General features: G+C 55.0%; 16 protein-coding genes. 10 read left to right on the top strand and 6 right to left on the bottom strand.

What is annotated here, in order from left to right; genetic code table 11:
- The first annotated feature begins 206 nt into the window (after positions 1-206).
- Positions 207-1694 (top strand): threonine/serine exporter family protein, encoded by a 1488-nt coding sequence (locus tag QP400_RS10160; protein ID WP_004804516.1) that lies wholly within the window; start codon positions 207-209, stop codon positions 1692-1694.
- Here the strand turns inward: QP400_RS10160 and QP400_RS10155 are convergent, their stop codons facing one another.
- Positions 1695-3290: an aspartate:alanine exchanger family transporter gene (locus tag QP400_RS10155; RefSeq protein WP_070425085.1), complete on the bottom strand. Its 1596-nt coding sequence runs from the start codon at positions 3288-3290 to the stop codon at positions 1695-1697. It abuts the gene before it with no gap.
- 264 nt (positions 3291-3554) lie between these two features.
- Here QP400_RS10155 and QP400_RS10150 point away from each other — a divergent pair, with 264 nt between their 5' ends.
- From QP400_RS10150 to QP400_RS10140, 3 genes are read left to right on the top strand one after another with little or no spacing between them, the layout of a single operon-like run.
- Positions 3555-4601, top strand: a complete 1047-nt coding sequence (locus tag QP400_RS10150) for a 3-isopropylmalate dehydrogenase (RefSeq protein WP_004804521.1) — start codon at positions 3555-3557, stop codon at positions 4599-4601.
- Positions 4602-4654: 53 nt separating this feature from the next.
- A complete protein-coding gene (locus QP400_RS10145) occupies positions 4655-5797 on the top strand; it encodes a branched-chain amino acid aminotransferase (RefSeq protein ID WP_004804523.1) in 1143 nt (380 codons plus the stop codon).
- Positions 5798-5808: 11 nt separating this feature from the next.
- Positions 5809-7008 carry a cobalamin-independent methionine synthase II family protein gene (locus tag QP400_RS10140; RefSeq protein ID WP_048706566.1) on the top strand — a complete coding sequence of 400 codons (1200 nt, stop codon included), beginning with the start codon at positions 5809-5811 and terminating at the stop codon, positions 7006-7008.
- Here the strand turns inward: QP400_RS10140 and cimA are convergent.
- A complete protein-coding gene (cimA, locus tag QP400_RS10135; RefSeq protein ID WP_004804527.1) occupies positions 7000-8598 on the bottom strand; it encodes a citramalate synthase in 1599 nt (532 codons plus the stop codon). The two genes, QP400_RS10140 and cimA, sit on opposite strands and share 9 nt — an antisense overlap.
- Before the next feature lie 183 nt (positions 8599-8781).
- On the opposite strand from cimA, the gene ilvD reads away from it, so the two are divergent.
- Positions 8782-10650: a dihydroxy-acid dehydratase gene (gene ilvD / locus QP400_RS10130; RefSeq protein ID WP_004804529.1), complete on the top strand. Its 1869-nt coding sequence runs from the start codon at positions 8782-8784 to the stop codon at positions 10648-10650.
- A 35-nt stretch (positions 10651-10685) separates the two neighbouring features.
- Here ilvD and QP400_RS10125 read toward each other — a convergent pair whose 3' ends face one another.
- Genes QP400_RS10125 through QP400_RS10115 form a run of 3 tightly spaced genes read right to left on the bottom strand, consistent with a single transcriptional unit; the run spans position 10686 to position 15085 of the window.
- On the bottom strand, positions 10686-11444 hold the full coding sequence (locus QP400_RS10125; RefSeq protein ID WP_004804531.1) for a YggS family pyridoxal phosphate-dependent enzyme: 759 nt from the start codon (positions 11442-11444) through the stop codon (positions 10686-10688).
- An 18-nt stretch (positions 11445-11462) separates the two neighbouring features.
- The gene (locus tag QP400_RS10120; protein ID WP_040314692.1) at positions 11463-14087 is read right to left on the bottom strand and encodes a DEAD/DEAH box helicase; all 2625 of its coding nucleotides are present in this window, start codon (positions 14085-14087) and stop codon (positions 11463-11465) included.
- 20 nt (positions 14088-14107) lie between these two features.
- Entirely contained in the window at positions 14108-15085 is a 978-nt protein-coding gene (locus QP400_RS10115) for a nucleoside hydrolase (RefSeq protein ID WP_004804535.1), read from the bottom strand.
- Positions 15086-15229: 144 nt separating this feature from the next.
- Between QP400_RS10115 and QP400_RS10110 the strand changes: the two genes are divergently transcribed.
- The 3 genes from QP400_RS10110 (at position 15230) to QP400_RS10100 (ending at position 19165) form a co-directional block, all read left to right on the top strand.
- A complete protein-coding gene (locus tag QP400_RS10110) occupies positions 15230-16660 on the top strand; it encodes an alanine/glycine:cation symporter family protein (RefSeq protein WP_004804537.1) in 1431 nt (476 codons plus the stop codon).
- A 160-nt stretch (positions 16661-16820) separates the two neighbouring features.
- On the top strand, positions 16821-18392 hold the full coding sequence (locus QP400_RS10105) for an alanine/glycine:cation symporter family protein (RefSeq protein WP_004804540.1): 1572 nt from the start codon (positions 16821-16823) through the stop codon (positions 18390-18392).
- Positions 18389-19165, top strand: a complete 777-nt coding sequence (locus tag QP400_RS10100) for a fumarylacetoacetate hydrolase family protein (RefSeq protein ID WP_004804541.1) — start codon at positions 18389-18391, stop codon at positions 19163-19165. The genes QP400_RS10105 and QP400_RS10100 overlap by 4 nt, the downstream gene beginning before the upstream one ends.
- Before the next feature lie 113 nt (positions 19166-19278).
- Here the strand turns inward: QP400_RS10100 and QP400_RS10095 are convergent, their stop codons facing one another.
- Entirely contained in the window at positions 19279-20463 is a 1185-nt protein-coding gene (locus QP400_RS10095; RefSeq protein ID WP_004804543.1) for a MalY/PatB family protein, read from the bottom strand.
- A 119-nt stretch (positions 20464-20582) separates the two neighbouring features.
- Between QP400_RS10095 and gltX the strand changes: the two genes are divergently transcribed.
- Together gltX and QP400_RS10085 are read left to right on the top strand one after the other, a co-directional pair.
- Entirely contained in the window at positions 20583-22103 is a 1521-nt protein-coding gene (gene gltX, locus QP400_RS10090; protein ID WP_004804545.1) for a glutamate--tRNA ligase, read from the top strand.
- 282 nt (positions 22104-22385) lie between these two features.
- Positions 22386-24044, top strand: coding sequence for an L-lactate permease (locus QP400_RS10085; protein ID WP_040314693.1), 1659 nt, complete (start codon positions 22386-22388; stop codon positions 24042-24044).
- Positions 24045-24049: the final 5 nt, after the last annotated feature.

The raw sequence follows: 24049 nt of genomic DNA, 5'->3' as shown, positions 1-24049 counted from the left end.
TTCTTCTGGTTTAGCCTCCAGGCCTGCTTTTGTTAGTGGGTTTGGGGGCTAGATCTTTATCCCCATTTAACAACACCAAGCCTAAGCCTCCCGCCCTCGGCCTGAAAGTCTGAGCGAAAACTTTTTCTACGGAGATGAATGAGGCAGGGGTTCATCGTGACGAAAGGCCGAGAAGAATTCGCGGCTGCGTGCTTAGAATAGGCGTGATGAGATGGCAAAATATCAAGCACCACGTTCGTGAAGTTTTCCGTCCCCAGGGGCTCCAGACCGATGTAGGAGCCTCACCTGAGTCTGAGCTGACCCAAGTAAGCGGGCAACAGGAAGAAATCGATCAGATGATCGAGGAAGATGAGCTGCTCACTGAGCAATCTAAAGTGGTAATGCGACTTGGGCACATGCTGCTGGCCTGCGGCGCTAGCTCCTTCCGCGTCAAAGTCTCGATGTCTCGCCTGGCTGCCGCTCTCGGGGTGAGGGAGCACCACGCGCAGGTGACATTTGGAGAGATTTCCTCGACGGTGTACGGAAAGTGCAACTTCCGTACTGAGGTATCAGAGCAGCGAACCTTTGGTACAAATGCCGCGCAGTTGGACCGACTGCGGGTGTTTGTGCAGCATCTAAAGGTGCGGATGAGCGTGGAGGAGGCCAACCGGGCACTCGACAAGATTGCTGCTAACGGTCCAGAGTACGGCACTGTTGCGAATATGCTGGCCTCAGGTATTAGCTGTGCGTGCTTCTGTTTTCTAAACCGAGGCGGTTTGGTCGAATGCATCCTTGCCGGTATTGCCGCTACGGCCGGACAGGCGCTGCGTAAGCAGATGATGATAAGGCACATGAACCACTTCGGCATCTGGATGGCTTGTGGGGTAGTGGCCTCCACCATTTACGTTGCCTTAGCGACTCTTTTCAATCTCGCACTGCCGCATCTGGCGAGTGCTTCCGAAATAGCAAACTTGCCCGTGTGGTTCACAGGAACTTCCTCCGGATACCACGCCGGTATTGTCTCGGCCGTACTGTTCCTAGTGCCCGGATTCCCCTTGATTACCGCTATGCTCGATTTAGTTCGTTCGGACCTAGCTGCCGGGGTAAACAGGTCCGTGTACGTGATGATGCTAGTAGTGTCTGCGGGCGCGGCAGTCTGGCTGACATCGCTAGCATTCAGCTGGGCAGTAGATCCGCCGGCAACGCCGCCGATTTCGGGTGTCGGACTTTACCTAGTACGAATGCTTTGCTCCTTTATTGCGGCATACGGCTTCGCAATGCTCTTCAACTGCACGTTAGAAGTCTCTTTCTGGGCAGCGCTTATTTGCGCAATTGTAAACCCCTTGCGTTTCTTCGGCGTCGAAGAAGGCCTACTGTGGCAGTTTGCGGTGGGGGTCGAGGCATTCGCGATTGGCATGGGCGCTCACTTTATTTCTAAGGCCACAAAATACGCGTATTCACGGGTCTCCCTGTCAGTGCCCGCTGCGGTGCTAATGATCCCAGGTGTGCCGCTGTACGCGGGACTTACCCATATGAACCAGGGCAACTACGCGGAGGCCATCTCGTCCATCACCGAGGTATGCATTGTAATTCTGGCAGTAGGGATCGGGCTAGCTCTAGCACGAATGGTCACGGATCCCAACTGGCGTACAGAATCCGAGCTGCGAAAGCTGCACCCGGGAGCTAAGACGGCACACCGCTACGTGATGCGGTAGTTACATACCGCCCAATAGTTGGGCGGCAAGAATCTTGCCGATCATTGCCATCGGATAAATCATGGCGTAGCCCAGTGCAACGCGCGGATCCATTCCTGTGCGGGAATTGGCAAAGCCAAGGATTGCTGGCTGGGTCTGCGCGCCACCTAGGTAACCCGATAGGCGAGTGCCGCCCATCTTCCATCCCCATCGCATACTGGCGTAGAGGGCAAAGCCTACAAACGATGTGATGACGGCCCCTAGTACCATGATCTTCCACCAGTGTCCTCCGGTAAAAGCACCCGCTATTTGGCCGCCTGCGTTAGTGCCAGCCTGAGCAAGGAAGATTAGCAAGCCTAGTTCCGAAAGTACTTGGCAGGTGGTAAACGGCATGGTGGTTACAAATTTGCCAACGCGGCCAATCTTGCCCATAACCAAGCCAACAACGAGTGTTCCCGCAGCTGAACCGATAGAGAATTCTTCTCCGGTAGGGGTGAAGATTGGCAGCTCACCAAGAAGTACCCCAAGAGCCATACCCAGCCCCAAAGCGATCGGATTGATGTCGGTGAGACCTCGGGATGAATCGCCGAAGAACTTAGTGATCTCTTTCATCTTAGAAACGGGAGCAACAACGCGGACTCGGTCGCCTTGCTGCAAGACTAGATTGGGTTCACCAATCATGTCGACGTCACCACGGCGGACTCGCGAGATGGTGGCAGAGAACCGTCGAGGCATCTCGAGCTCGTCCACAGTAAGACCTGCAATCTTTGAATCAGAGAGAGTAATTCTGCGGAAATCTAGATGCGTGCGGTCTTCGATTAGGGAATGCGAGGAGCCGTGCCCAAGTGAATCTATTATATTGTTTACCAAATCTACTGGGCCAACGACGGTGACTAGATCGCCGCGCCTAAGCCGATCCGACGAGGACGGACGGACGATAGTGGAAGCCTCGCTGCGCTTTAGTCGAGAAAACGTTATTCTGTCGCCGTACTTGGCAAGAATGTCTGCCACCTGTGGCTCATCGTCTCGCTCGACACGAATTGTCCGGTTCGCGACTGGGGAGGGAGTGTCCTTGTCAGAGGACCTGTAGGCCAATGCTGCACCGGCGAAGCCGAGCATTCCTACCACCCCAAAGATATAAGCAATAGAGTAGCCAACGGTAGCCAGCCCCTCGTTGCCCGAGGCAACCCCTGCTGCCGAAAGTGCCGGTGTATTTGTTAGGGCACCGGCGAAGGTGCCGGCAATCAAGGCGATATCCATGTGGAATATATGGACACCTACAAGGTAAGCGATGACTGCCGCGAGCCCGATGACGACAACGTAGGTAACGATTGGTCCTAACGATTTCTTGAGGCCTGCAAAGAAATTCGGTCCAGAGTTGATGCCGATTGCGAATGCGAATAGTGCTAGCCCAAAAATCCCGAGTAGGTGATCCACTTTGAGCTCTACTCCGTAAGCATTCGCCCATGCAGACAGGCCAATAGCCACGAAGAGTACGGCAGCGGAGCCCATCCCTATGCCCCGGATCTTAATGTGTCCAAAGATCATTCCTACGCCGACGAGGATGAAGAGTAACAAGACTCCATTGCCGGCCAAATATTCAAATACGGAAGCCACGAAACCTTACCTTTCCAGAATGTATCTTGGCTCACTATTGCATTTCCTTCTAATCTACTTCTGGAATTGCTCCCTGCCAGGCGGTTTGCTGTTAGAGGAATAGGCCTGCAGCGGCGACGACTCAGATATTAGGGCAGTGGCGTGTGCGATAAATCGTGACGGTATGAAAATTGGGCGCCCCGGTGGCTTGCTTTTCTTTAATGCGAGCGTCCCAAATCGTGACGTATGCGGTTCCAAGAAATGAAATGTCCGTACAGTTGTTGCATGTCAAAGCAAATCGACCTAGCGGTAATTCCTGGCGACGGGATCGGTCCTGAAGTGGTGGCTGAAGGACTGAAGGTGTTGCGGGCGGCGTTGCCACCCGAGATTGCCACAATTCAGACGCATGTGTTTTCTTTGGGTGCAGCGCACTATCACAAGAGTGGGGAAGTGCTCTCGGAGGAAACTCTAGAGAAGATACGGGCAAACGACGCGATTTTCCTCGGCGCCATTGGCGATCCATCCGTGCCCGCTGGCGTCCTAGAGCGCGGGTTGCTCCTGAAGCTACGATTCGCCCTCGACCATAGTGTCAATCTTCGTCCGGCGCGAAGCTATCCCGGCGTAAAAGGCGTGTTGCAGGCGAAGAACAATATTGATTTTGTTGTAGTTCGAGAGGGGACAGAGGGCCTCTATTGCGGTAATGGCGGTGTGCTTCGGGCTGGCACAGATCAAGAAATCGCTACCGAAGTATCTGTCAACACTGCCTACGGAGTAAATCGCGTAGTCCGCTACGCATTCGCACAAGCAATGCGCAGGCGAAAGAAAGTCACGCTGGTCCATAAGAAAAATGTGCTCGTAAACGCAGGGAGCTTGTGGTCTCGCGTAGTTAGTGAAGTAGCCGCAGAATATCCGCAGGTCGAAGTCGATTACTGCCACGTCGACGCGGCGACTATTTATCTACTAACAGATCCCGAACGCTTCGACGTGATCTGCACCGATAATCTGTTCGGAGACATCTTGACTGACGAGGCTGGTGCTATTACCGGAGGCATCGGATTGGCTGCCTCAGCAAACATCAACGTTGAGGGAACTGCGCCCTCGATGTTTGAACCGGTGCACGGCTCCGCGCCAGACATTGCCGGCCAGCAAAAAGCAGACCCACGAGCCGCTATTTTATCGATTGCGCTTCTGCTTGCCCATCAAGGATTTGATAATGAATCCAGGCGAGTAACCAAGGCAGTGCAGGCCGATGTGGCTAGCGGAGCTTCTGCGCGAACTACTGCAGAAATTGGTTCTGATATTGCCGCTGCGCTAAAGAGCACTGCCGATTAAAAGAAAAAGTAAAAGCAAAACTTTATAGGGTATTAGTAAAAAGGAAGGGACCGATGGCCACACATACTCCCACAGAGCTGGAAAAACAAGGATCCGAACCACTACCCGCAGCCGATGCGTTAGCTGGTAAGTTCCCAGTCCATCCACATCCGAAACCTGCTGACAAAGACGAATACGAGCGCATCATGTCCACGCTCGACTTCGGCCGAGATTTCACCGACTACATGGCTGTAGCAGATTGGAATAGTCAAGAAGGCTGGCACAATTACCGGATCGAGCCATTCGGGCCTATCTCGCTGTCACCGGCTGCGGCCGTACTGCACTACGGGCAAGAAGTATTTGAAGGATTGAAGGCATACCGCCACGCAGACGGGTCGGTATGGACCTTCAGGCCGCGCTACAACGCGGCCCGCTTTAACGCTTCCGCCCGCCGCCTCGCCTTGCCCGAACTGCCTGTGGAAGACTTCGTGCGCGCAGTCGTCGACCTCGTGCGTGCTGACAAACGGTGGGTGCCACAGGCCGAAGGTACTTCGCTGTACCTGCGTCCCTTTATGATCGCCACAGAAGCATTCCTGGGAGTGCACTCGGCGAATAATGTGACCTTCTATCTGATAGCTTCGCCCTCGGGAAGTTACTTCAAAGGTGGGGCAGAAGGCGTGAGTATTTGGGTAGACCGCAAATACCACAGGGCAGGCCCCGGCGGCACGGGAATGGCCAAGTGCGGAGGCAACTACGCCGCATCTCTACTGCCGCAAAATCTAGCGGCTAAAAAAGGTTACGCGCAGGTATGCTTCCTGGATACGACGCAGACCTACTTGGAAGAGCTCGGCGGAATGAACGTCTTCGTGGTGCGTGCCGACGGAACTGTTGCTACCCCCAGGCTGAGCGGCGTGATCTTAGAGGGAAACACCAGGAGCGCAATCTGCCGACTGCTCCGAGAGGGAGGCACAGAAGTCCGCGAAGAAGACATAGCGCTAAGCAGGCTTCTGGAGGACATCAAGAGCGGGGCGGTAACCGAGGTATTCGCCTGCGGCACCGCAGCCGTAGTCACCCCCATCACAAAACTAGGGAGTGACGACTTCGAAGTTGAACTACCGGTTGGTGCCAAGACGGTCGCCCTGCGCAAGCAACTCACAGACATCCAGAACGGGCTCAGCGAAGACCCATACAACTGGACCTACAAGATCTCTGACTAGCAAAGAAAACAATGACCAAAATAGAAACCACTCACGTTGGTTCACTGCCACGTACTTCGGAACTATTGGATGCGAACAAGAGGCGTTCGGAAGGAAGAATCTCCGAAACCGAGTTTGCGCAGATCCTTACCGATTCCGTGCAGGACGTGGTTCGCCGCCAGAAAGACATCGGGATCGACATCGTCAACGAGGGCGAGTACGGGCACATCACTTCCGGTGCGGTTGACTACGGCGCCTGGTGGAATTACTCGTTCTCCCGCATGGGTGGGCTAACCATGACCAACGAAGACCGGTGGGCAGCCCAAGACATTGTGCGTTCTGAACCCGGAAAGATTCGACTAACCTCGTTTCCTGACCGGCGTGACCGCGCAAAATTCCGCGATGCATACGAGGATCCTAATTCCGGCATCCTCGGGGGAAGAGCCTCGGTTGGAAATCCGAAAATTACCGGACCGCTAACCTACACCGCCGGCGAGCAGGTAGGTGCTGATATCGACTTGCTCACCAAAGCCATGAAGGATAACGGAATTGCAAAAGGATTTATTGCAGCACTTTCGCCGGGATCTGCGGCCCGAATCAAGAACGAATACTATGCCACCGATGCTGACGTCGTAGAAGCTTGCGCCGATGTGATGGCCGAGGAATACAAAGCCATTGCCGAGGCCGGACTTACCGTTCAACTCGATGCCCCAGATTTGGCTGAGTCCTGGGACCAGATCAATCCGGAACCCACCATTGCCGACTACCAAAAATGGTTGCAGATTCGAATCGATGCCATTAATAAGGCGATCTCCGGGATCGCTCCGGAGCAGGTGCGACTGCACATCTGTTGGGGTTCTTGGCACGGACCACATACGACAGACATTCCGTTCGAAGCAATCATTGAGCAGTGCCTGCAGGTAAATGCCGGGCAGTTCAGTTTTGAAGGATCTTCGCCCAGACATGCCCACGAATGGAAAATTTGGAAGAAATACCAGCTTCCAGCCGGCCGAAAGATTGTGCCCGGGGTAGTCTGCCATTCGACCAACGTGGTGGAACATCCGGAGCTTGTCGCAGAACGCATCATTCGTTTTGCCGAGGTCGTAGGCCCAGAAAACGTAATCGCTTCCACCGACTGCGGCCTGGGAGGGAGGGTGCATTCCCAGATCGCATGGGCAAAGCTAGAGGCACTCGCACAGGGCGCCGAGATAGCTAGTGAGCGGCTATTCTAAGGGGCTAATACCTTCCTCAAGAAGGCCGTAAATATAGGAATCTGCTAGGGCTTCCCACGAGGCTTCGATCAAGTCGGTACCCACACCAACAGTGGTCCAAGTTCCCGTGGGGCCCGCGGCTTCCAGTAACACGCGTACGGTGGCATCCGAGCCATGGTCCTCATCTAAGATGCGGACCTTAAAGTCAATGAGTTTTAGCTTTTGCACCGTGGGGTAGAACTGGGCTAGTGCCCCCGAAAAAGCATGATCAAGCGCGTTTACCGGGCCATTTCCGGCGCAACTACGAATCACCTGCGCGCCACCAGCAGTCAATGAGACTTCCGCTTTAGCGCGCGTTCTGCCTCCCGGGGTAGCGGTATTGGGAGCAAGTGCCAGCACCTGCGCATGCCAAGATTCGACCTCGAAATAGTGGGGGAGGTTTCCCTGCAAATACCGCACGAGAAGTGCAAAGGAGGCGTCGGCGGCATCGTAGGTGTATCCGCGGGCTTCACGTTCCTTGACAGCGTTCGTAACTTTTCTGAGCAAGGTCGGGTCCGTAGCAGGGATTCCCAGTTCGGCAGCCTTCATCTCGACTAGTGCCCGTCCAGACATTTCAGAGACCAGCATCCTTCTACTATTACCGACCTGTTCCGGATTAACGTGCTGGTAGAGGGCGGGATCAACCTTCATTGCCGAAGCGTGTAGACCACCCTTGTGAGCGAACGCTGAAGCCCCCACGTAGGGGTCGCGCGCGAAAGGAGAAATATTGGTGATCTCCGAAATGCGATGCGAGAGATGAGTCAGGTCCGCGAGCCTTGTAGGGTCAGCAAGGGTCTTGCATCCCATCTTCAACTCTAGGTTCGCAATGGTGGTGAATAAGTTTGAATTTCCCGTTCGTTCGCCATACCCATTGGCGGTTACCTGCACCTGCCTTGCTCCGGCCTCGACAGCCACCACCGCGTTCGCATTTGCGCAGCCAGAATCGTTATGAGCATGAATTCCAACCGCATCGCCGAAGCGTTCCACTAGCGCCTTGGTGTGGGCGAAGATTTGCCCCGGCAGGGTACCTCCATTGGTGTCGCACGCAATGACTGTGTGAGCGCCATTTCTAAGAGCAGTATCGGCAACCCTGAGGGCGTAGTCGCTACGGTGCAGGGAATCAAAACAATGCTCCAGGTCAACCATTACCTGTTTGCCTTGACTGCAAAGAAAGGCAACCGTGTCAGCCACCATCCGCAAATTTTCGGAAAGATCTGTGTGAAGAGCTTTTTGCACATGTGTCTCGTCAGCCTTCGCCACCAACGTCACCTGGGGAGCGCAGCACCCGGCAAGCGCCGCTACCTGCGGATCGCTAGCAGCCGGAACGTGCGGTTTGGCGGTAGCGCCAAAAGCGCAAAGCTGGGCGTTTACGAGTGATAATTCACCCGCTTTGGTAAAAAACTCGCTATCCTTGGGGCCCATTCCGGGCCATCCGCCCTCGACATAAGCGATCCCAATCTTGTCGAGTGCCTTCACAATGCGAAGCTTATCTGCGACAGAAAGGGAGATACCTTCCTGTTGGGCACCATCGCGAAGGGTGGTGTCGTATATAGCTATCCGTGTGCGCTCCATGTACCTAAATGTATACGCAATAGTCTAAAAGGCATCATTAATACGCCGCGAGAGGCATATTTCCAAAGGAATAATTTGCGATATTCCTTCCAAAATAGCCGAAGTGTTCACTAACTGGCCTAAAAATGCCCTTTCATTTGAAGCTCCCTAAACTAGTTGAAAAATAACGGAAAAGGAGAGGACATGGCATACCCACTTCGTTCGCGAACTTCCACGCACGGTCGGAATATGGCAGGAGCTCGTTCGCTATGGCGAGCAACAGGCATGACGGACGAAGATTTTGGAAAACCGATTATTGCCATCGCAAATTCCTTTACGCAGTTTGTTCCCGGACACGTTCATCTAAAAGATATGGGCCAGTTGGTAGCAAAATCCGTGGCAGCCGCTGGGGGAGTAGCAAAGGAATTTAATACGATCGCGATCGACGATGGTATTGCCATGGGTCATACCGGAATGCTGTACTCGCTCCCGTCGCGCGAATTGATCGCTGATTCTGTCGAATTCATGGTTAATGCGCACTGTGCAGATGCCCTAGTTTGTATCTCGAATTGCGACAAAATAACGCCGGGAATGCTGCTAGCTGCGATGCGACTGAACATTCCCACAATCTTTGTCTCTGGTGGGCCAATGGAAGCGGGGAAGAACATTCCTCCCGAAGCGATTGTAGGGACAACCCACACCGGTAAAGGCAGCTTGATCACTGTAATGGCTGCTACCGCAGACGACGTGCTTGACGATGACACCCTGCTGCGGGTTGAAAAGCTTGCCTGTCCTACCTGCGGGTCATGTTCCGGAATGTTTACTGCCAATTCCATGAACTGTCTGACGGAGGCACTGGGGCTGTCTCTGCCTGGAAATGGCTCCACACTAGCTACCCACGCCTTTAGGAAAACTCTGTTTGAAAAGGCCGGAAACCTCATTGTGGAATTGGCAAACCGCTACTACGAGGGCGAGGACGAATCCGTGTTGCCGCGTTCTATCGCCTCCAGAGATGCGTTCTTCAACGCGATGAGCTTGGACATGGCTATGGGCGGTTCTTCGAACACTGTCTTGCACCTGTTGGCTGTAGCCCGAGAGGCGGGCACAGACTTCGACCTCGAGGACATTGCAACGCTGGGTAGGACAGTACCGTGTCTGGCAAAGGTGGCTCCGAACCACGTTGACTACCACATGGAGGACGTGCACCGGGCAGGAGGCGTCCCGGCAATCTTGGGAGAACTAGACCGGGCGGGGCTACTGCGCCATACCGTTCACACTGTCCATTCCGACAGCTTGGATTCATGGCTGCGGAAGTGGGATGTGCGCGGCGCAGACGCCAGCGAGGAAGCAAAAGAACTATTCAGTGCCGCTCCCGGCGGAGTGCGCACCACCGTTCCTTTCTCGACCACCAATCAGTGGAAACAGTTGGACACCGATTCTGAAAATGGATGCATCAGAGCAGTCACAAACGCCTACACGAAGAATGGTGGGCTGACAGTGCTCCGAGGCAACCTCGCGCCAGAAGGGGCGATCGTGAAGGCTGCCGGCATTGATCCGGAACTCTTCCATTTCGAAGGGGAAGCCATCGTAATGGAGTCTCAAGAGGAAGCCATCCAAAAGATCCTAGACAAAACAGTACATGCCGGCCACGTCGTAGTAATACGCTACGAAGGCCCCTCAGGAGGCCCCGGAATGCAAGAAATGTTGTATCCGACCTCGTTCCTGAAAGGACGCGGGCTGGGCAAGAAGTGCGCGCTGATCACTGACGGGCGCTTCTCGGGCGGAACCTCAGGGATTTCCATCGGGCACATCTCGCCGGAAGCAGCCGATGGCGGACTTATTGGCCTGATCGAGGACGGCGACCGCATCGTGATCGACGTGAACACGGAAGAGCTAACCCTGAAAGTAGACGAAGAAGAGCTGGAACGCAGACGGCAAAAAATGGAGCAGCGAGAAAAACCATGGACGCCGCTAGCCCGCGACCGGAAAATATCGGCCGCACTTCAGCTATACGCTGCAACCGCCAGCTCAGCATCACAGGGGGCGAGCCGCGACATCTCGAGGGTGCTATAAAACTTTAGGGGGTGGGAAAATCCACCCCCTAATCACTAGTCTCGCTTGCCGAAGACTGCTGTGCCGACGCGCACCCGTGTGGCTCCGTGTGCCACGGCAATTTCAAGATCCTGCGTCATTCCCATAGACAGATCTTTTGCTTGCGCGGTGCCTTCTTCACCGGAGGCGAGGACGGTGTCGCGAATTTCGCGCAAAGCCTCGAAGGACGCAACAATCTTCGCTTCCTCGCTTGTATGAGCCCCGATCGTCATGAAGCCGCGCAGGTTTAGCCCTTCAGCAGCTGCGGCAGCGTACGCCAGCTCGACGGCCTCTTCAGGCTTACACCCGGACTTGGTTTCCTCGCCGGAGGTATTTACCTGTACCCACACGTCGAATCCCTCGGGGAACCTATCAGCAAAGCGTCCGCCTGGTCGGACCCGTTCGGAAATCTTATTGATTAGTTTGCCCCGATCGATGGTTTCGATACCGGTGACGCAACCCAGGGCGTTATTCAACTTGTTCGATTGCAGGTTGCCAATCATGTTCACCTTTGATTCGACCATCGTGGCGCTAATGGCATCAAAAGTAGCCTGTGCCTCTTGCACCTTATTTTGCCCGAGCAATACGGGCAGTGACAGTTCGTGCAGGGCTACTGCGGCTGCTGCGCAAGTTGCCGGAGTCTGCGTTTTTATGGCTAGTTCTAGATCTACCTCGGAGCCGTTTCGGCCCGCCTTTTCAGCAGCGTCATCAATCCGCCGCCTGATCGTCGAAATAGACTTCTTTAGATCTTCCACAGTTAGCTTTGTCTCAGACATACTTCAATCATACTGATTTCAGTCGGCGCTCACGGAAATAGTGTGCACCACGGCCCGCCGCTTACCGGCTAATGCGGCCTCATCAGAGGCATCGAGATCAGCAAGGGCCCAAATCCGCCACGGTAGGTCGCCCTCGGGATCCAAAATGGTTTGCCGCGCCAGCCAGATGCGTCCTTCCAATGCCCGTCCTGCTAGAGGGGAGTCCAGATCTATCCCAATTGTTGCTAGGTCAGCCTCGGTGGGGGCGGAGATGACTTTGAATAGTCCAGCCGAACGAGCATCCTGATCGGTGCCAATCCAGTCGTACTCGTTGTAGTAACGATCTAAAACGTTATTCCACCGGTCTTCATCCCACCCTGGATCCTGCAAATCCAGGAGGCCGTCGACGTCCTCTCGTGCCATCAACTCAACGCGTCTGAAGAGCTCTTTGCGAATCGCGGTGGTGAAGGCATGTTTGTTGGCAGAAAAAGCAACATTGCCGTTCTCGTCTGCCCCGAAAGCAACTTCGGTACCTACTGTTTCGGGCTGGGCAGACACGGCCTGGTTGCCCATCATCTCCCATTCAGCCAGCAACGAGGAATCGACCGCTCTAACCAGGTCTCCTAGCCAGGTGACAATAGCGTCGAACTCTTCGTTTCGGGCATCCTGCGGAACGATCTGGTGCAGCGAGCGATAGGCGTCGGACAGATATCGCAGGATCACGCCCTCGGAACGAGCCAGATCGTAGCGAGAGATGAGTGAGGAGAAAGTGTCAGCGTTTTCGACCATTTCGCGGACTACAGATTTGGGAGACGGTTCATTTCCTGCCACCCAGGGGTTGGTTTGGCGGAAGGTCGAGAAAGCGCCATGTAGCTCTTCTGCAAGCGGGGTGGGCCAGGATATTTCATCGAGGGCGTCCATCCGCTGATCGTAGTCCAGGCCCTCTGCTTTCATCGCTGCCATGGCCTGATCGCGTGCAAGTCGCCTTTGGGCGAAGAGGAGGGGGCGCGGATCTTCCAGAATCGATTCGACGACCGAAACAACGTCGAGGGCGTAGGTCGGCGAATCCGGATCTAGCAGTTCTACTGCGGCTAGGGCAAAAGGTGACAGTGCCTGGTTTAGTGCGAAGGATTCTGGCAGTTCGCGCTGTAGCACGAGCTTTCCTTCTTCCCACGCCACGACTTCGGCGGTGCGAAGTGAGGAATAGATTTGCCCGAGAGTGCGCAGATGACGGTTGCGCTCGCGGGGTTTGTCGTGGTTGTTGCGAGCCAGACACACTAGGTGAGAGGCCGCATCGCGGTTGCCCGACAGCACGTTTAGCACCATGGAGTGAGTCATTGTGAACTGCGAGGAGAGGGCTTCCGGCTGTGCCTGAGTTAGTCGCTCGAAGGTAGCCTCGGTCCAGGAGACGAAGCCTTCTGGGGCCTGCTTCAACTTGGCTCGTCCGCCCGTCTTTTTGCCATTTACTACCGCCTGCGCGCGCGCTTTGATTTTGGCGTTTTCAATTTCGTGTTCGGGGGCTTGCACTTCTACAAAGCCAATGGTGTCGAATCCGGCTCTGCCTGCCCTGCCAGCGATCTGGTGGAATTCGCGGGCCGAAAGGTGGCGGGAGCGTCTGCCGTCGAACTTGGTTAGGGAGGCTAGTACTACGGTGCGGATGGGAACGTTGATGCCGACTCCTAGTGTGTCTGTACCGCATATAGCAACTAGAAGTCCCTCTTGGGTGAGCCGCTCTACTAGGCGGCGGTATCGGGGCAACATCCCGGCGTGATGGACGCCGATCCCGGCGCGAAGTAGCGTTTTCAGGGTCTTGCCGAACCCGCCGCCGAAGGAAAAGCCTTTGATAGCTTCGGCAACCTTGTCCCTTTGGCTGCGCGAGACTTTCGAGGTCGCCGCTAGAGCACTCGCTCTCTCGATGGCGTCGCGCTGGGCAAAATGTACCAGGTAGATTGGCCAGCGGCCCTGTTTCATCAGCCTTTCGATCAACTCTGAGGTTTCTTCGTACGTGTAGTTGAATTCCAGGGGGACAGGGCGTTTGGCATTGTCGATTACTGAGACGGTGCGAGAGGTGCGGTTGTATAGGTCTTCTTTGAAGAAGTCGATGTTGCCTAGCGTGGCTGACATCAGCACCATCTGGGTTTTTGTCATTTCGAGTAGCGGCACTTGCCAGGCCCACCCGCGCTGGTGATCGCCGTAGAAGTGGAATTCATCCATAATGGCTATGCCGCAGTCGGTCTCGGCACCGTCTGCCAGGGCCTGGTTGGCAAGGATTTCGGCGGTGCAGCAGATTATGGGCGCATCCGCGTTTAGGGACACGTCACCGGTTACCATTCCCACGTTCTCGGTACCGAAAAGTCCGGCCAGATCGAAGAATTTTTCGGAGACTAACGCTTTCAGGGGAGCGGTGTAGTAGCTGCGTTCGCCTCTGGACAGTGCCACCATGTGTGCTGCTAGGGCGATCATGGACTTGCCCGAGCCAGTAGGCGTTGCGGCAATTACGTGCTCCCCAGCTGCGATGGCGAGGGCGGCGTCGAGCTGGTGCGGGTAAAGTTCGCGTCCGCCCTCCTTCGCCCAGGCGGCAAAGGCTTCAATGACGGCGGTGGGATCTGCGATCTTGCCGCTGTCTTCTAGATCGTCGAGCAGTAGGTTTAGCGCGGGTTTCATAGCCATGTTGGTGCCTCTTCTTAGCGGTATTCGTGTGCCAGAACCTGCTCGATTAGTTCCTTCTCTTCTGGGATGAGGGTGGTAAGTAGCAGTTCGAAGAAGCCTCTGGTATTGACGTTGGTGCAGATATGTCCGTTTTGCGGCAGGGACGGGAAGCGCTTCTTTCGGGCGACTTGTGAGCGCCCTCGGCAGATGCCATCCAGCGCGATCTCGATGCTGGCACTTTCGGTTTCTACGAGGGAATCGTCAATGAGTTTGGCGATTGCTAGGACATCGCATAGTTCGGCGCCTAGCGCCTTTTGCGTATCCCAATAGAAATCAGCGTATTGCTGGGTAATTTGATAAAGGAATTGGGCGTTCTTGGAATCTGAAAGGCGGCGAAGTAACTCGCGCGTGCCCGCTGTTATGAAGGCTTGTTCGGTTGCGTCCAGCCCGACCAGGGTGATTTTCTTGAAGCCGGCGTTCATAACCGCAGCTGCGGCCTCTGGATCGAACCAGAAGTTGAATTCTGCAGACGGAGTGACGTTGCCGGGGCCCTCTGCGCCGCCCATAAGCAGTACTTCTGGTACCCGCTCTGGCAAGGTCGGGTCTATCTCTAGAGCCTTGGCAATGTTAGTTAGGGGGCCGATGGGAACGAGCGTTATTTCGCCAGGGTGGGCCTTTGTGTGATCCACGATGAATTGTGGGGCGTCGGTTCCGGCAATTTTTCTGTCTGCCGGGTCTAGGTGCACCTGTCCGGTACCGGATTCGCCGTGAGTGTCGTCAGCGTACTGCTCTGCAGCTCCTGCTAGCGGATGAGCCGCACCTTGATAAACAGGAATGTCGCCTGCCTTTGCGAAATTCAGTATTCCGAGGGCGTTGGCCGTCGTCTTTTCCAGGGGAACGTTGCCGCCCACGGTGGTTAGCGCATCGATGCATACTTCCGGATGTGTAGAAGCAAGAAGAATGGCAATAGAATCGTCAATGCCGGGGTCGGTGTCAATAATTACGTGGCGCATGTGCATTCCTTTCGACTCCCCACAAGTGTACGTAGTAGCAGGCTAATTATTCTGGTGTAGTGGTCGAGATGTGGCCGATTCGGAAGCGGTGGGGAAAATCTGCCAGTATAAATACCAGTGTATGTTTTCGCCCCGGAGGTTTTTATGGGCTCTCTAGCTGACGGCATTTTGGCAGTTGCTGACTGGGTTACGTTGCACATCACGATGTGGGTGTTGCTGGGCGTGGGGATATTCCTAACGATCATTTCCAGGGGCATGCAGTTCCGCCATCTGGGGGCCATGTTCAAGGCGGTGTTGTCCTCTCGTACCGATGCGAAGGGGGGAATTTCTTCCTTCCAGGCCTTCACGATCTCTCTTGCGGCTCGCGTTGGTGTTGGCAACGTTTTCGGCGTTGCAGCAGCCCTGTTGATGGGAGGGCCGGGAGCCGTCTTCTGGATGTGGGTAGTGGCTCTTGTCGGCATGGCTACTTCCTTTTTTGAATCGACGTTGGCGCAGATTTATAAGGTGCGCCAGGCAGATGGAACGTTCCGTGGGGGGCCGGCCTACTACATGTGGAAGGGCGTTGGCTCTAGAGCCTATGGGGCTGTTTTTGCGATCATCGCGATTGTCACCTGCGGTGTAGTAATCACTTCCGTGCAGTCGAACGCGATTGCCTCCACAATCATGTGGACGATTCCGGGCGCTAACAAGTGGATTATTGCCGCTTTGATCTTCGCGTTCGCAGGGCCGATAATCCTGGGGGGAATTCGTTCCGTGGCCCGGGTTACCGAGTGGATGGCGCCGATCATGGCAACGGTTTACGTAGTTATCGCCTTCATTATCTGCTTGATTAACCTGCCGCAGATCCCTGCCTTGATTGGCCAGATTGTAGAGTCTGCTTTCAATGGGGCGGCACTGGGTGGCGGTGTCGGCGGCGGCATCATGGCTGCAATTATCAACGGTACAAAGAGGGGCTTGTTCTCGAATGAGGCAGGGCAGGGTACCGCGCCGAATGCGGCTGCTACAGCTACTGTGTCTCATCCGGTAAAGCAGGGATTCATTCAGGCTCTCGGTGTGTTTGTTGACACCGTGATTGTGTGTTCCGCTACCGCTTTCATTATTCTTTTGGCCGGCCCGAAGGTGTGGAGCAAAGAGGGCGTCGATCCGTCTAATCTGACGGCGTACGCGGTGGCAGATCAGATCGGCCAGTGGGCGATGGTGCCGATGGCGTTGATGATTTTCGTCCTGGCCTTTAGCTCTGTAATTGCAGCTTATGTTTACTCAGAAGTGAATATGTCTTTTGTCACCGACGCGAAGTGGGCTAGGAATCTGGTTCGCGTGGTGTGTGTGGCCTCTGCCTGTCTGGGAGCGGTGGTTTCGTTGCCCGTCCTGTGGAACTCGGTAGATATCGCCATGGCTGTTATGACGGTGACGAACCTAGTGGCGATTGCGCTGCTGTGGAAGTGGGTCGCCGGCGCACTGCGGGATTATGAAGCACAGACACGCGCAGATAAGGATCCGGTATTTGTTGCTACCGACAACAAGTTCTTGCCGGATGTTCTCAAGGGAGATGTGTGGGTGCGTAGAGAGGATTAGTTAGCTTTCTAATCTGATTCTCATAGGTGCAGTTGACAGCCAAAAGGTAAAGATTTCTTCTCTATTTTGTAAAAGTAAATTTCACTCTGGCCTATTCTTGGAGTTACCTTTAACCAGTATTGACACGACTAATAGTTAAGTAACACCGAGAGGACTTAGCGTGGACGATTCCGCCAAACCCGGCAGCTTCTATGACAGCTTCACAAAGATCAACGAGTCGATCTCAGGATTTTTGGACAACGTCTACGGACACTCCATTGTCTGGGTCCTGATCGTGTTACTGCTGGGGGCGGGTGTTATCTTCACTATCCGCTCCCGCTTCATGCAGATTCGCATGTTCCCGCACATGGTCAAGGTGATCTTGGGCTCTCGAGACGGAGCTAAGGGAGGCATCTCTTCCTTCCAAGCTTTCGCAATCGGGCTTGCCGACAGGGTAGGGACCGGATCCATTGCGGGGGTGGCCCTTGCAGTAGTGGCTGGTGGCCCGGGAGCGGTGTTCTGGATGTGGGTAGTTGCCGCTGTTGGTATGGTGACTGCTTTCATCGAAGCAACGCTCGCGCAGCTTTACAAGGTACGCAATGGGGACGGGACGTTCCGAGGCGGACCGGCTTACTACATTCAGCGTGGCTTGGGAAGTCGTGGTTGGGGGATCGTCTTCGCAATACTGCTGATATTCGCATATGGCTTCAGTTTCGAGATGATTCAATCCAATTCGATTAGCCAGCTCGCGCACACTTCCTTTGGTATTCCGCCGTGGGCCAGCGCGTTGGTGCTAATTTTGATGACCTTGCCGCTGGTACTTGGCGGAGTCAAGCCGATCGCACGCTTTTCCGAATTGTTGGCACCCGCAATGGCCCTGCTGTACGTGCTGATGGGCATCATGGTGATGGCGTTGAATTACCAGCGTATTCCGTCCGTGTTCAGCGAGATCTTTGCCGGTGCATTTGGACAGGGCACCTACGTTCCTCCAGCAGTTGCTGGCGCCACCGGTGCTTTTGTTGCCGCAATTACTACCGGTATTAAGCGTGGCCTGTTCACTAACGAGGCAGGCATGGGGTCTGCGCCAAACGCTGCAGCTACCGCGACTGTGTCGCACCCCGTTACCCAGGGCATGGTGCAGTCTCTAGGCGTTTTTGTGGACACCATGCTGGTGTGTACCTCGACCGGATTCATAATCCTCATGTCTGAACCTTTCTGGAATCCCGATCGCAGCGCAGACCTAGACGGAACGGCGCTAACATCGACTTCTCTAGTTACCTCCTTGGGAGGAGCAGGCCACGTTGAAGGAATCGTGGCAATCCTGGTCATGGCAATGATGATTTGTTTCGGGTATTCCACAATCTTGGGTAACTACACCTACGCAGAGACGAACTACAGGTTCATTGTCGGCCTAAAGAGGTCGACGCTACCTCTGAAAATTCTGGTTATTTTTGCCACTGCGCTTGGCGCCGTGCTTCCGCTAGTTGCGGTCTGGTCCATCGCGGACTGGGCAACAGCGCTAATGACCATCGTGAACTTGGTCGCAATCCTCCTTCTGGGCAAGTGGGCCTTGGGGGCACTGCGCGACTACCAGGCGCAGCTAAAGGAGGGGAAGATCCCTGAGTTCCAATCTCTAGACAACCCGCATATGCCTGGTGAACTTCCAACTTCTGTGTGGCATGTTAAAGGTGGCCACGAGGAATCGTGGGCCGAGATGGAAGCAGAGAGCCACGACTTGAATGAGGCAAAATGAAGGTTGCACGTTTTTCTACCGGAGATTCCCCGATGTTCGGAGTTTTCGAGGACGACGCTAAGCAGATAGTGGCACTTAAGAACGACCCGCTCTTTTCCAAGGTGGAACCGTCCGGGCTCCTAGTGCCTTTTGAAGAGGCAAGGTTTCTTTCGCCGGTAATCCCACGGTCAAAGGTAGTAGGGGTCATCGGAAACTATCCGTTAAGTGGAGCCGAAGAGGCCGGGCAGCCTGCAGAACAGCCGCCGCTGTTCTTGAAGCCGAACACCTCGGTGATCGGCCCGGATGATCCGATCGTGCTGCCAAAATTCTCTGCAGAAGTAGAGCAAGAGGCGCAGCTCGCTGTCGTGATCAAGACTTTGGCGAAAGATATCCCTGTCGAGCAGGTCGACCAGGTAATTATGGGCTACACCATTGCTAACGATGCAACTGCCCGAGACACGCAGCGGCAGGATGGGCAGCTTACCCGGGCAAAAGGATGGGATACCTCCTGCCCGGTAGGTCCTTGGATTGTTGTAGATCCGAAGCTGGACCCGGATAACTTGCATATTGAATGCAGGGTAAATGGCTCGGTGCGGCAGTCGGCCAGCACAGCCGACATGAAACACTCGGTGCGGGAGCTGGTCTCCTATGTCTCTAGCGTTTTCACACTACTGCCAGGGGATATAGTCCTGACTGGCACGCCAGCGGGCGCCGGCCCAATGGATGCTGGGGACACTGTCGAGTGCGAGATAGAAAATATCGGCACGTTGAGAAATCAGGTGCTTCGCCGATAACTCCGATGCAGGGGAGCAGAACGGTAAGTCCCCTAAAGCGTTAGCTGTCAATGGAAAAGGGGGATGGGCTCGGCCAAGGCCGGGCCCATCCCCCTAAAACTATTCTTGGTCCCCTAGTTAGCGAAGGCTGCGAGTATACGAGAGACCATATCTTCCAATACCGGCGTGGGTGAGGCCAGATTTAGTCTGAAGAAGCGCGAGTAATCTTCTCCCAGCTCGTGGCCGGCATTTACCGCCACCGCCGCTTTGGAAGCGATGAGTTCAGCGGGATTGTTGACCTCGTAAGCGCTCGCATCCCACCACGTCAGATAGGTTGCCTGTGGGCTGGTGCAGCGGAGCCGGGAGCCGGAATCCGCAAGTAGCTCCTGTACGCGCACAGAATTCTTCACTATGTAGGCATTGAAGTCATCCAGCCAGTCACGCCCATCCCGGTAGGCGACGCATGCTCCTAGAGCTCCGAGTGGGCTAGCCCCACTAGCTAACAACTCCGATCCGCGGGCAAAACGCTCTTTAAGAGTGCTGCCAGCGATGTACCACTGCGCACAATTGAGCCCCGGAATGTTCCACCCCTTTGATGCCGCGGTTGCAGTTACCGTCCGAGAAGCCGTCTGCTCACTTAGAGAAGCAAAAGGAATATGGGTACGGTCTGCATGTACCAGAGGGGAGTGGATCTCGTCGCTGAAAACAATTGCCTGCGGGTGTTTGTGCACCACGCTAGCTAGCTCAACCAATTCTTCGCGAGTGAAAGTCTGGCCGGTCGGATTCCAGGGATTGCACAGGATCAACAACTGTGCGCCCTCGGAAAAAGCACGGTCGATCCGCTCCAGGTCGAGCTTGTAACGGCCATTTGCATCAACGTGTGACGGAACTTGAATAGTGGCCCGGAAATGGGAGCCGGGAATGGTCAGGAAGGGCATATATGCAGGAGTAGGAACAATAACCGGGGTGCCTTTGTCGGTTAATTGTTCAATTACTTGATGCAGTACAGAAAGGACGTCGGGGGCAATGCCATAACAGTCCTCGGCTAGCGTTACGCCAAAACGGTCTGCTTGGAACTGCCTACATTCATAGAGCGTGCGCTCGACTAGCCAGGTAGGCATGTAGCCCAGAAAGTTGTTCGAGATCGCCTCGTGGAGTGCGGCCTCCACCTGCGGGGCAGTACCAAAGTCTGCTTCGGCGATCCACGCCCCGTCCAACAGGGATTCGCCCATACGCATGGACCACTTCCTTGTTGCCCTACCACGTAACTGCTCAATAGAAAGCGAATCCGCTTTTCGCGAGAAATCTGCGAGCGACACTTGCCCCTCCAGCGACTAGTTCTTCATTTTTCCCTATTATGAACTACTCGCGAATATTCCATGTTGGTTAGAGGCCGCGGTTCGAAGATCTGGCCGGCACGCGGTACGCTATAGGCATTATGAGCACTGAAAAAACGCCAGCGACAGGCAGTGATGTTCGCGTTCGTTTTTGTCCGTCTCCGACCGGCACCCCTCACGTAGGGATGGTACGCACATGCCTGTTCAACTGGGCATATGCGCGCCACACGGGCGGCACTTTCATATTCCGTATCGAAGACACGGATGCGGCCCGCGACAGCCAGGAATCATTCGACCAGATCATTGAGTCTTTGAAGTGGATGGGTCTGGACTGGGACGAAGGGATCGGTGTGGGAGGTCCCCACGAGCCCTACCGGCAGTCCGAAAGAATGGACATCTACAAAGATGTAGCCAAGAAGCTTATTGATGCGGGTTATGCCTACGAATCCTATTCGACTCCGCAGGAAATCGAGGAGCGACACAAGGCCGCTGGTCGTCCTCCGAAGCTGGGCTACGACGGTTATGACCGCAACCTGACTGCTGAACAGATCGCGGCTTTCAAAGCCGAGGGGCGCAAGCCTGTTTACCGTATGCGCATGCCAGATGAAGACGTTACTTTCACTGACCTGGTGCGCGGCGAGATCACATTCAAGGCAGGAACTGTACCGGATTACGTGATTCTGCGGGCGAATGGGGATCCACTTTATCCTCTGGTAAATCCCATCGACGATGCTCTTATGGACGTGACGCACATTCTGCGCGGGGAAGACATTCTGTCTTCTACTCCCCGCCAGATTGTCATGTACCGGGCGCTAATGGAGCTCGGTATCGCAAAGCGAATCCCCGAATTTGGGCACTTGCCGTATGTCATGGGAGAGGGGAATAAGAAGCTATCTAAACGAGATCCGAAGTCCAACCTTCTGCTCCATCGCGAAAACGGGATGCTCCCAGAAGGGCTACTGAACTACTTGGCATTGCTCGGTTGGTCTATCGCGCCAGACCGGGACATCTTCGACAAAGAAGAGATGATCAAGGCCTTCGATATTCACGACGTGAACCCCAATCCGGCTCGCTTTGACCAGAAGAAGTGCGTCGCGATAAATGCGGAGCATATCCGCAGGCTAGACGTTGAAGATTTCCGTGCCCGCCTAGTCCCGTACCTGCATGAAGGCAAGGTCGTCTCCGCTCCTTCCTGGGATGACCTGACTGAACAGGAACAGTACTTGCTTGGCGAAGCTGCCCCTCTTGCGCAAACTCGTATCCAGCTGCTGGGCGAGGCTGTCGATCTACTGCGGTTCCTCTTCATTGATGGCGAGGAACTCACGTATAACGAGAAGGCAGTTCGAAAACTGAAGGACTCTGCTCCGCAGGTTCTTGCCCAGGCAGCTAAGACTGTTGAGGCCCTGCCTGAAAGCCAGTACACGGTGGATGGTATTCATGAAGCTCTAACAGAGTCCATAATCGAGGGCCTGGAATTGAAGCCTAGGGTTGCGTTTGGGCCACTATTCGTGGCAATGACCGGGACCAATGCTTCGATCCCTGTTTTCAATTCGATGGTTATCTTGGGCCGTGAAGAGACACTGAAGCGGCTGAATGCTGCTGCACAGATGTTGCAGAAATAGCCGATAAACAAATAGCTGGGGAGCAGGCATCGCCTGCTCCCCAGCTTTTTGGGCCCAAATTCCCTTACCAGCTTTTCTGAATGTGCCCAAGAGGGGGCAAATCGGCATAAATAACGCAGTTCGTAGGTGCGCGGGGGGTTCTGGTTTTTCGTAACACTTAAGTCCTTTTAATGTTTCCCCACCTTCTACCGCATAATCCTTCTACCTGGGCAAACAGGGGTAAATGATGAGGTGAAGCGCGGTTGGGGTAGCTTGCAGTGTAAGACTTACGGCCTAACGGCCATGCAACAGGATGGTTCTAATTTGGTAGCGACTGCAACGTATACCGCCCCGGACGCCCCGGTTATTGGTTCACTCTTCCTATCTGCAATAGTGGGACTCATTCCCTTGGCGGTATTTTTCATCCTCCTAGGAGCTTTCAAGGTCAAGACGCATTGGTGCGCACTTATTTCCTTGGTGGCTTCACTACTGGTAGCTTGGCTGAGTTTCAAGATGCCGCTTTCCCTTGCTCTGCTATCTGCTAGCCAGGGGTTGGCCTTTGGATTCATGCCAATTTTGTACATTATTATTGCCGCGGTCTGGCTGTACAACCTGACCGTGGAATCGGGTCGCGGAGACGACGTACGTGCGACCTTCAACCTTGTCGGACGTGGCGATCGCCGTGTCCAAGCACTTATCATTTCGTTTAGTTTCTGCGGGCTGCTAGAAGGGCTGGCTGGTTTTGGCGCCCCCGTGGCAATTGTTGCTGCGATGCTAGTGGCAATTGGAATTAAGCCGATTAAGGCGGCTCTTGTCACCATTGCTGGTAACGCGATCAGTGTTGGCTACGGCGCTATGGCAATTCCGGTGACTACCGCCGGGCGACTGGGGGGAGTAAAGGCTACTGAGGTAGCCAGCCAGATGAGTCACCTCACTCCAATAATTGCGTGCTTCATCCCGGTCCTGCTGCTGTTTATGCTAGACGGGATACGCGGTCTGAAGCAGCTGTGGCCAGCGGCGCTCGTAGCTGGAGCGGTCACTGCGCTGGGACACTTCTGGTGCGCTGGATTCTTCTCTTATGAGCTCACTTCTGTGCTTGCTTCACTGCTTGGCTTTGGCGCAGTTACTGCACTTATGCAGGTGTGGCATCCGCATACCCCGGAAGAGGAATGTACTGAGGGGACGTCCGAGCTGACCGCTTCTAGGGCAGCACTGGCTCTAATGCCGTACTGGTTGGTCGTACTGGTCTTTGCCGTGGCTAAGCTGTGGACGGTCGGTGTTGACATCCCAGGTCTACTTGCTTCCACGGATATCAAATTCGGGTGGCCCGGGCTAGATGGAAACCTGGTCAACAAGGCCGGAGAACCGCTCGCAGGAACTACGTTCAACCTGCAGTGGCTATCCTCTCCTGGCACCCTAATCGCGATCACCGCTTTAGTAGTAGCGGCGGTCTACAGTGCCACCTCTTCGGAGGGCGCTTTCCCGCTTACCTTCAAACAGGGAATTGCCACGCTCTTCAAGACGATCTATTCGTTGCGGATCTCGATCCTGACCATCGCCACGGTAATGGCTTTGGCCTATGTGATGAACTTCTCTGGCCAGACAGCGGTTATCGGTGCGTGGATGGCGGGTACAGGTGCGGCGTTCGCGTTCATCTCGCCGGTCCTTGGTTGGCTGGGCACTGCCGTGACCGGTTCGGCTACTTCTGCCAACGCCCTGTTCGCAGACCTGCAGTCAACCGCGGCGCACTCTGTTGGCGCAGATCCGTCATTGTTGCTCGGTGCCAACACTGTGGGTGGCGGACTCGGCAAGATCATCTCGCCGCAGAACTTGACTATCGCAGCCGGAGCTGTGGGGCAGCCCAACTCCGAGCCGCAGCTCCTCCGCAAAGCGCTGCCGATCTCACTCGTACTGCTGGTAGCCCTGGCGCTACTCGTAGGTTTTAGCTCGTTGTTGGGCTAGCACAG

Source organism: Winkia sp. UMB3158 (genome assembly GCF_030217145.1).
Classification (GTDB): Bacteria; Actinomycetota; Actinomycetes; order Actinomycetales; family Actinomycetaceae; genus Winkia; species Winkia anitrata.
The sequence above is the reverse complement of the archived record's forward strand: the minus strand, read 5'-3'. Positions and strand labels throughout refer to the sequence as shown.

What these genes read in the sequence shown, in the direction of transcription:
- QP400_RS10160 (WP_004804516.1), top strand. Translation starts at nt 207, where the DNA reads ATGAGATGGCAAAATATCAAGCACCACGTTCGTGAAGTTTTCCGTCCC.
- QP400_RS10150 (WP_004804521.1), top strand. Translation starts at nt 3,555, where the DNA reads ATGTCAAAGCAAATCGACCTAGCGGTAATTCCTGGCGACGGGATCGGT.
- QP400_RS10145 (WP_004804523.1), top strand. Translation starts at nt 4,655, where the DNA reads ATGGCCACACATACTCCCACAGAGCTGGAAAAACAAGGATCCGAACCA.
- QP400_RS10140 (WP_048706566.1), top strand. Translation starts at nt 5,809, where the DNA reads ATGACCAAAATAGAAACCACTCACGTTGGTTCACTGCCACGTACTTCG.
- cimA (WP_004804527.1), bottom strand. Translation starts at nt 8,598, where the DNA reads ATGGAGCGCACACGGATAGCTATATACGACACCACCCTTCGCGATGGT.
- ilvD (WP_004804529.1), top strand. Translation starts at nt 8,782, where the DNA reads ATGGCATACCCACTTCGTTCGCGAACTTCCACGCACGGTCGGAATATG.
- QP400_RS10125 (WP_004804531.1), bottom strand. Translation starts at nt 11,444, where the DNA reads ATGTCTGAGACAAAGCTAACTGTGGAAGATCTAAAGAAGTCTATTTCG.
- QP400_RS10120 (WP_040314692.1), bottom strand. Translation starts at nt 14,087, where the DNA reads ATGAAACCCGCGCTAAACCTACTGCTCGACGATCTAGAAGACAGCGGC.
- QP400_RS10115 (WP_004804535.1), bottom strand. Translation starts at nt 15,085, where the DNA reads ATGCGCCACGTAATTATTGACACCGACCCCGGCATTGACGATTCTATT.
- QP400_RS10110 (WP_004804537.1), top strand. Translation starts at nt 15,230, where the DNA reads ATGGGCTCTCTAGCTGACGGCATTTTGGCAGTTGCTGACTGGGTTACG.
- QP400_RS10100 (WP_004804541.1), top strand. Translation starts at nt 18,389, where the DNA reads ATGAAGGTTGCACGTTTTTCTACCGGAGATTCCCCGATGTTCGGAGTT.
- gltX (WP_004804545.1), top strand. Translation starts at nt 20,583, where the DNA reads ATGAGCACTGAAAAAACGCCAGCGACAGGCAGTGATGTTCGCGTTCGT.
- QP400_RS10085 (WP_040314693.1), top strand. Translation starts at nt 22,386, where the DNA reads ATGCAACAGGATGGTTCTAATTTGGTAGCGACTGCAACGTATACCGCC.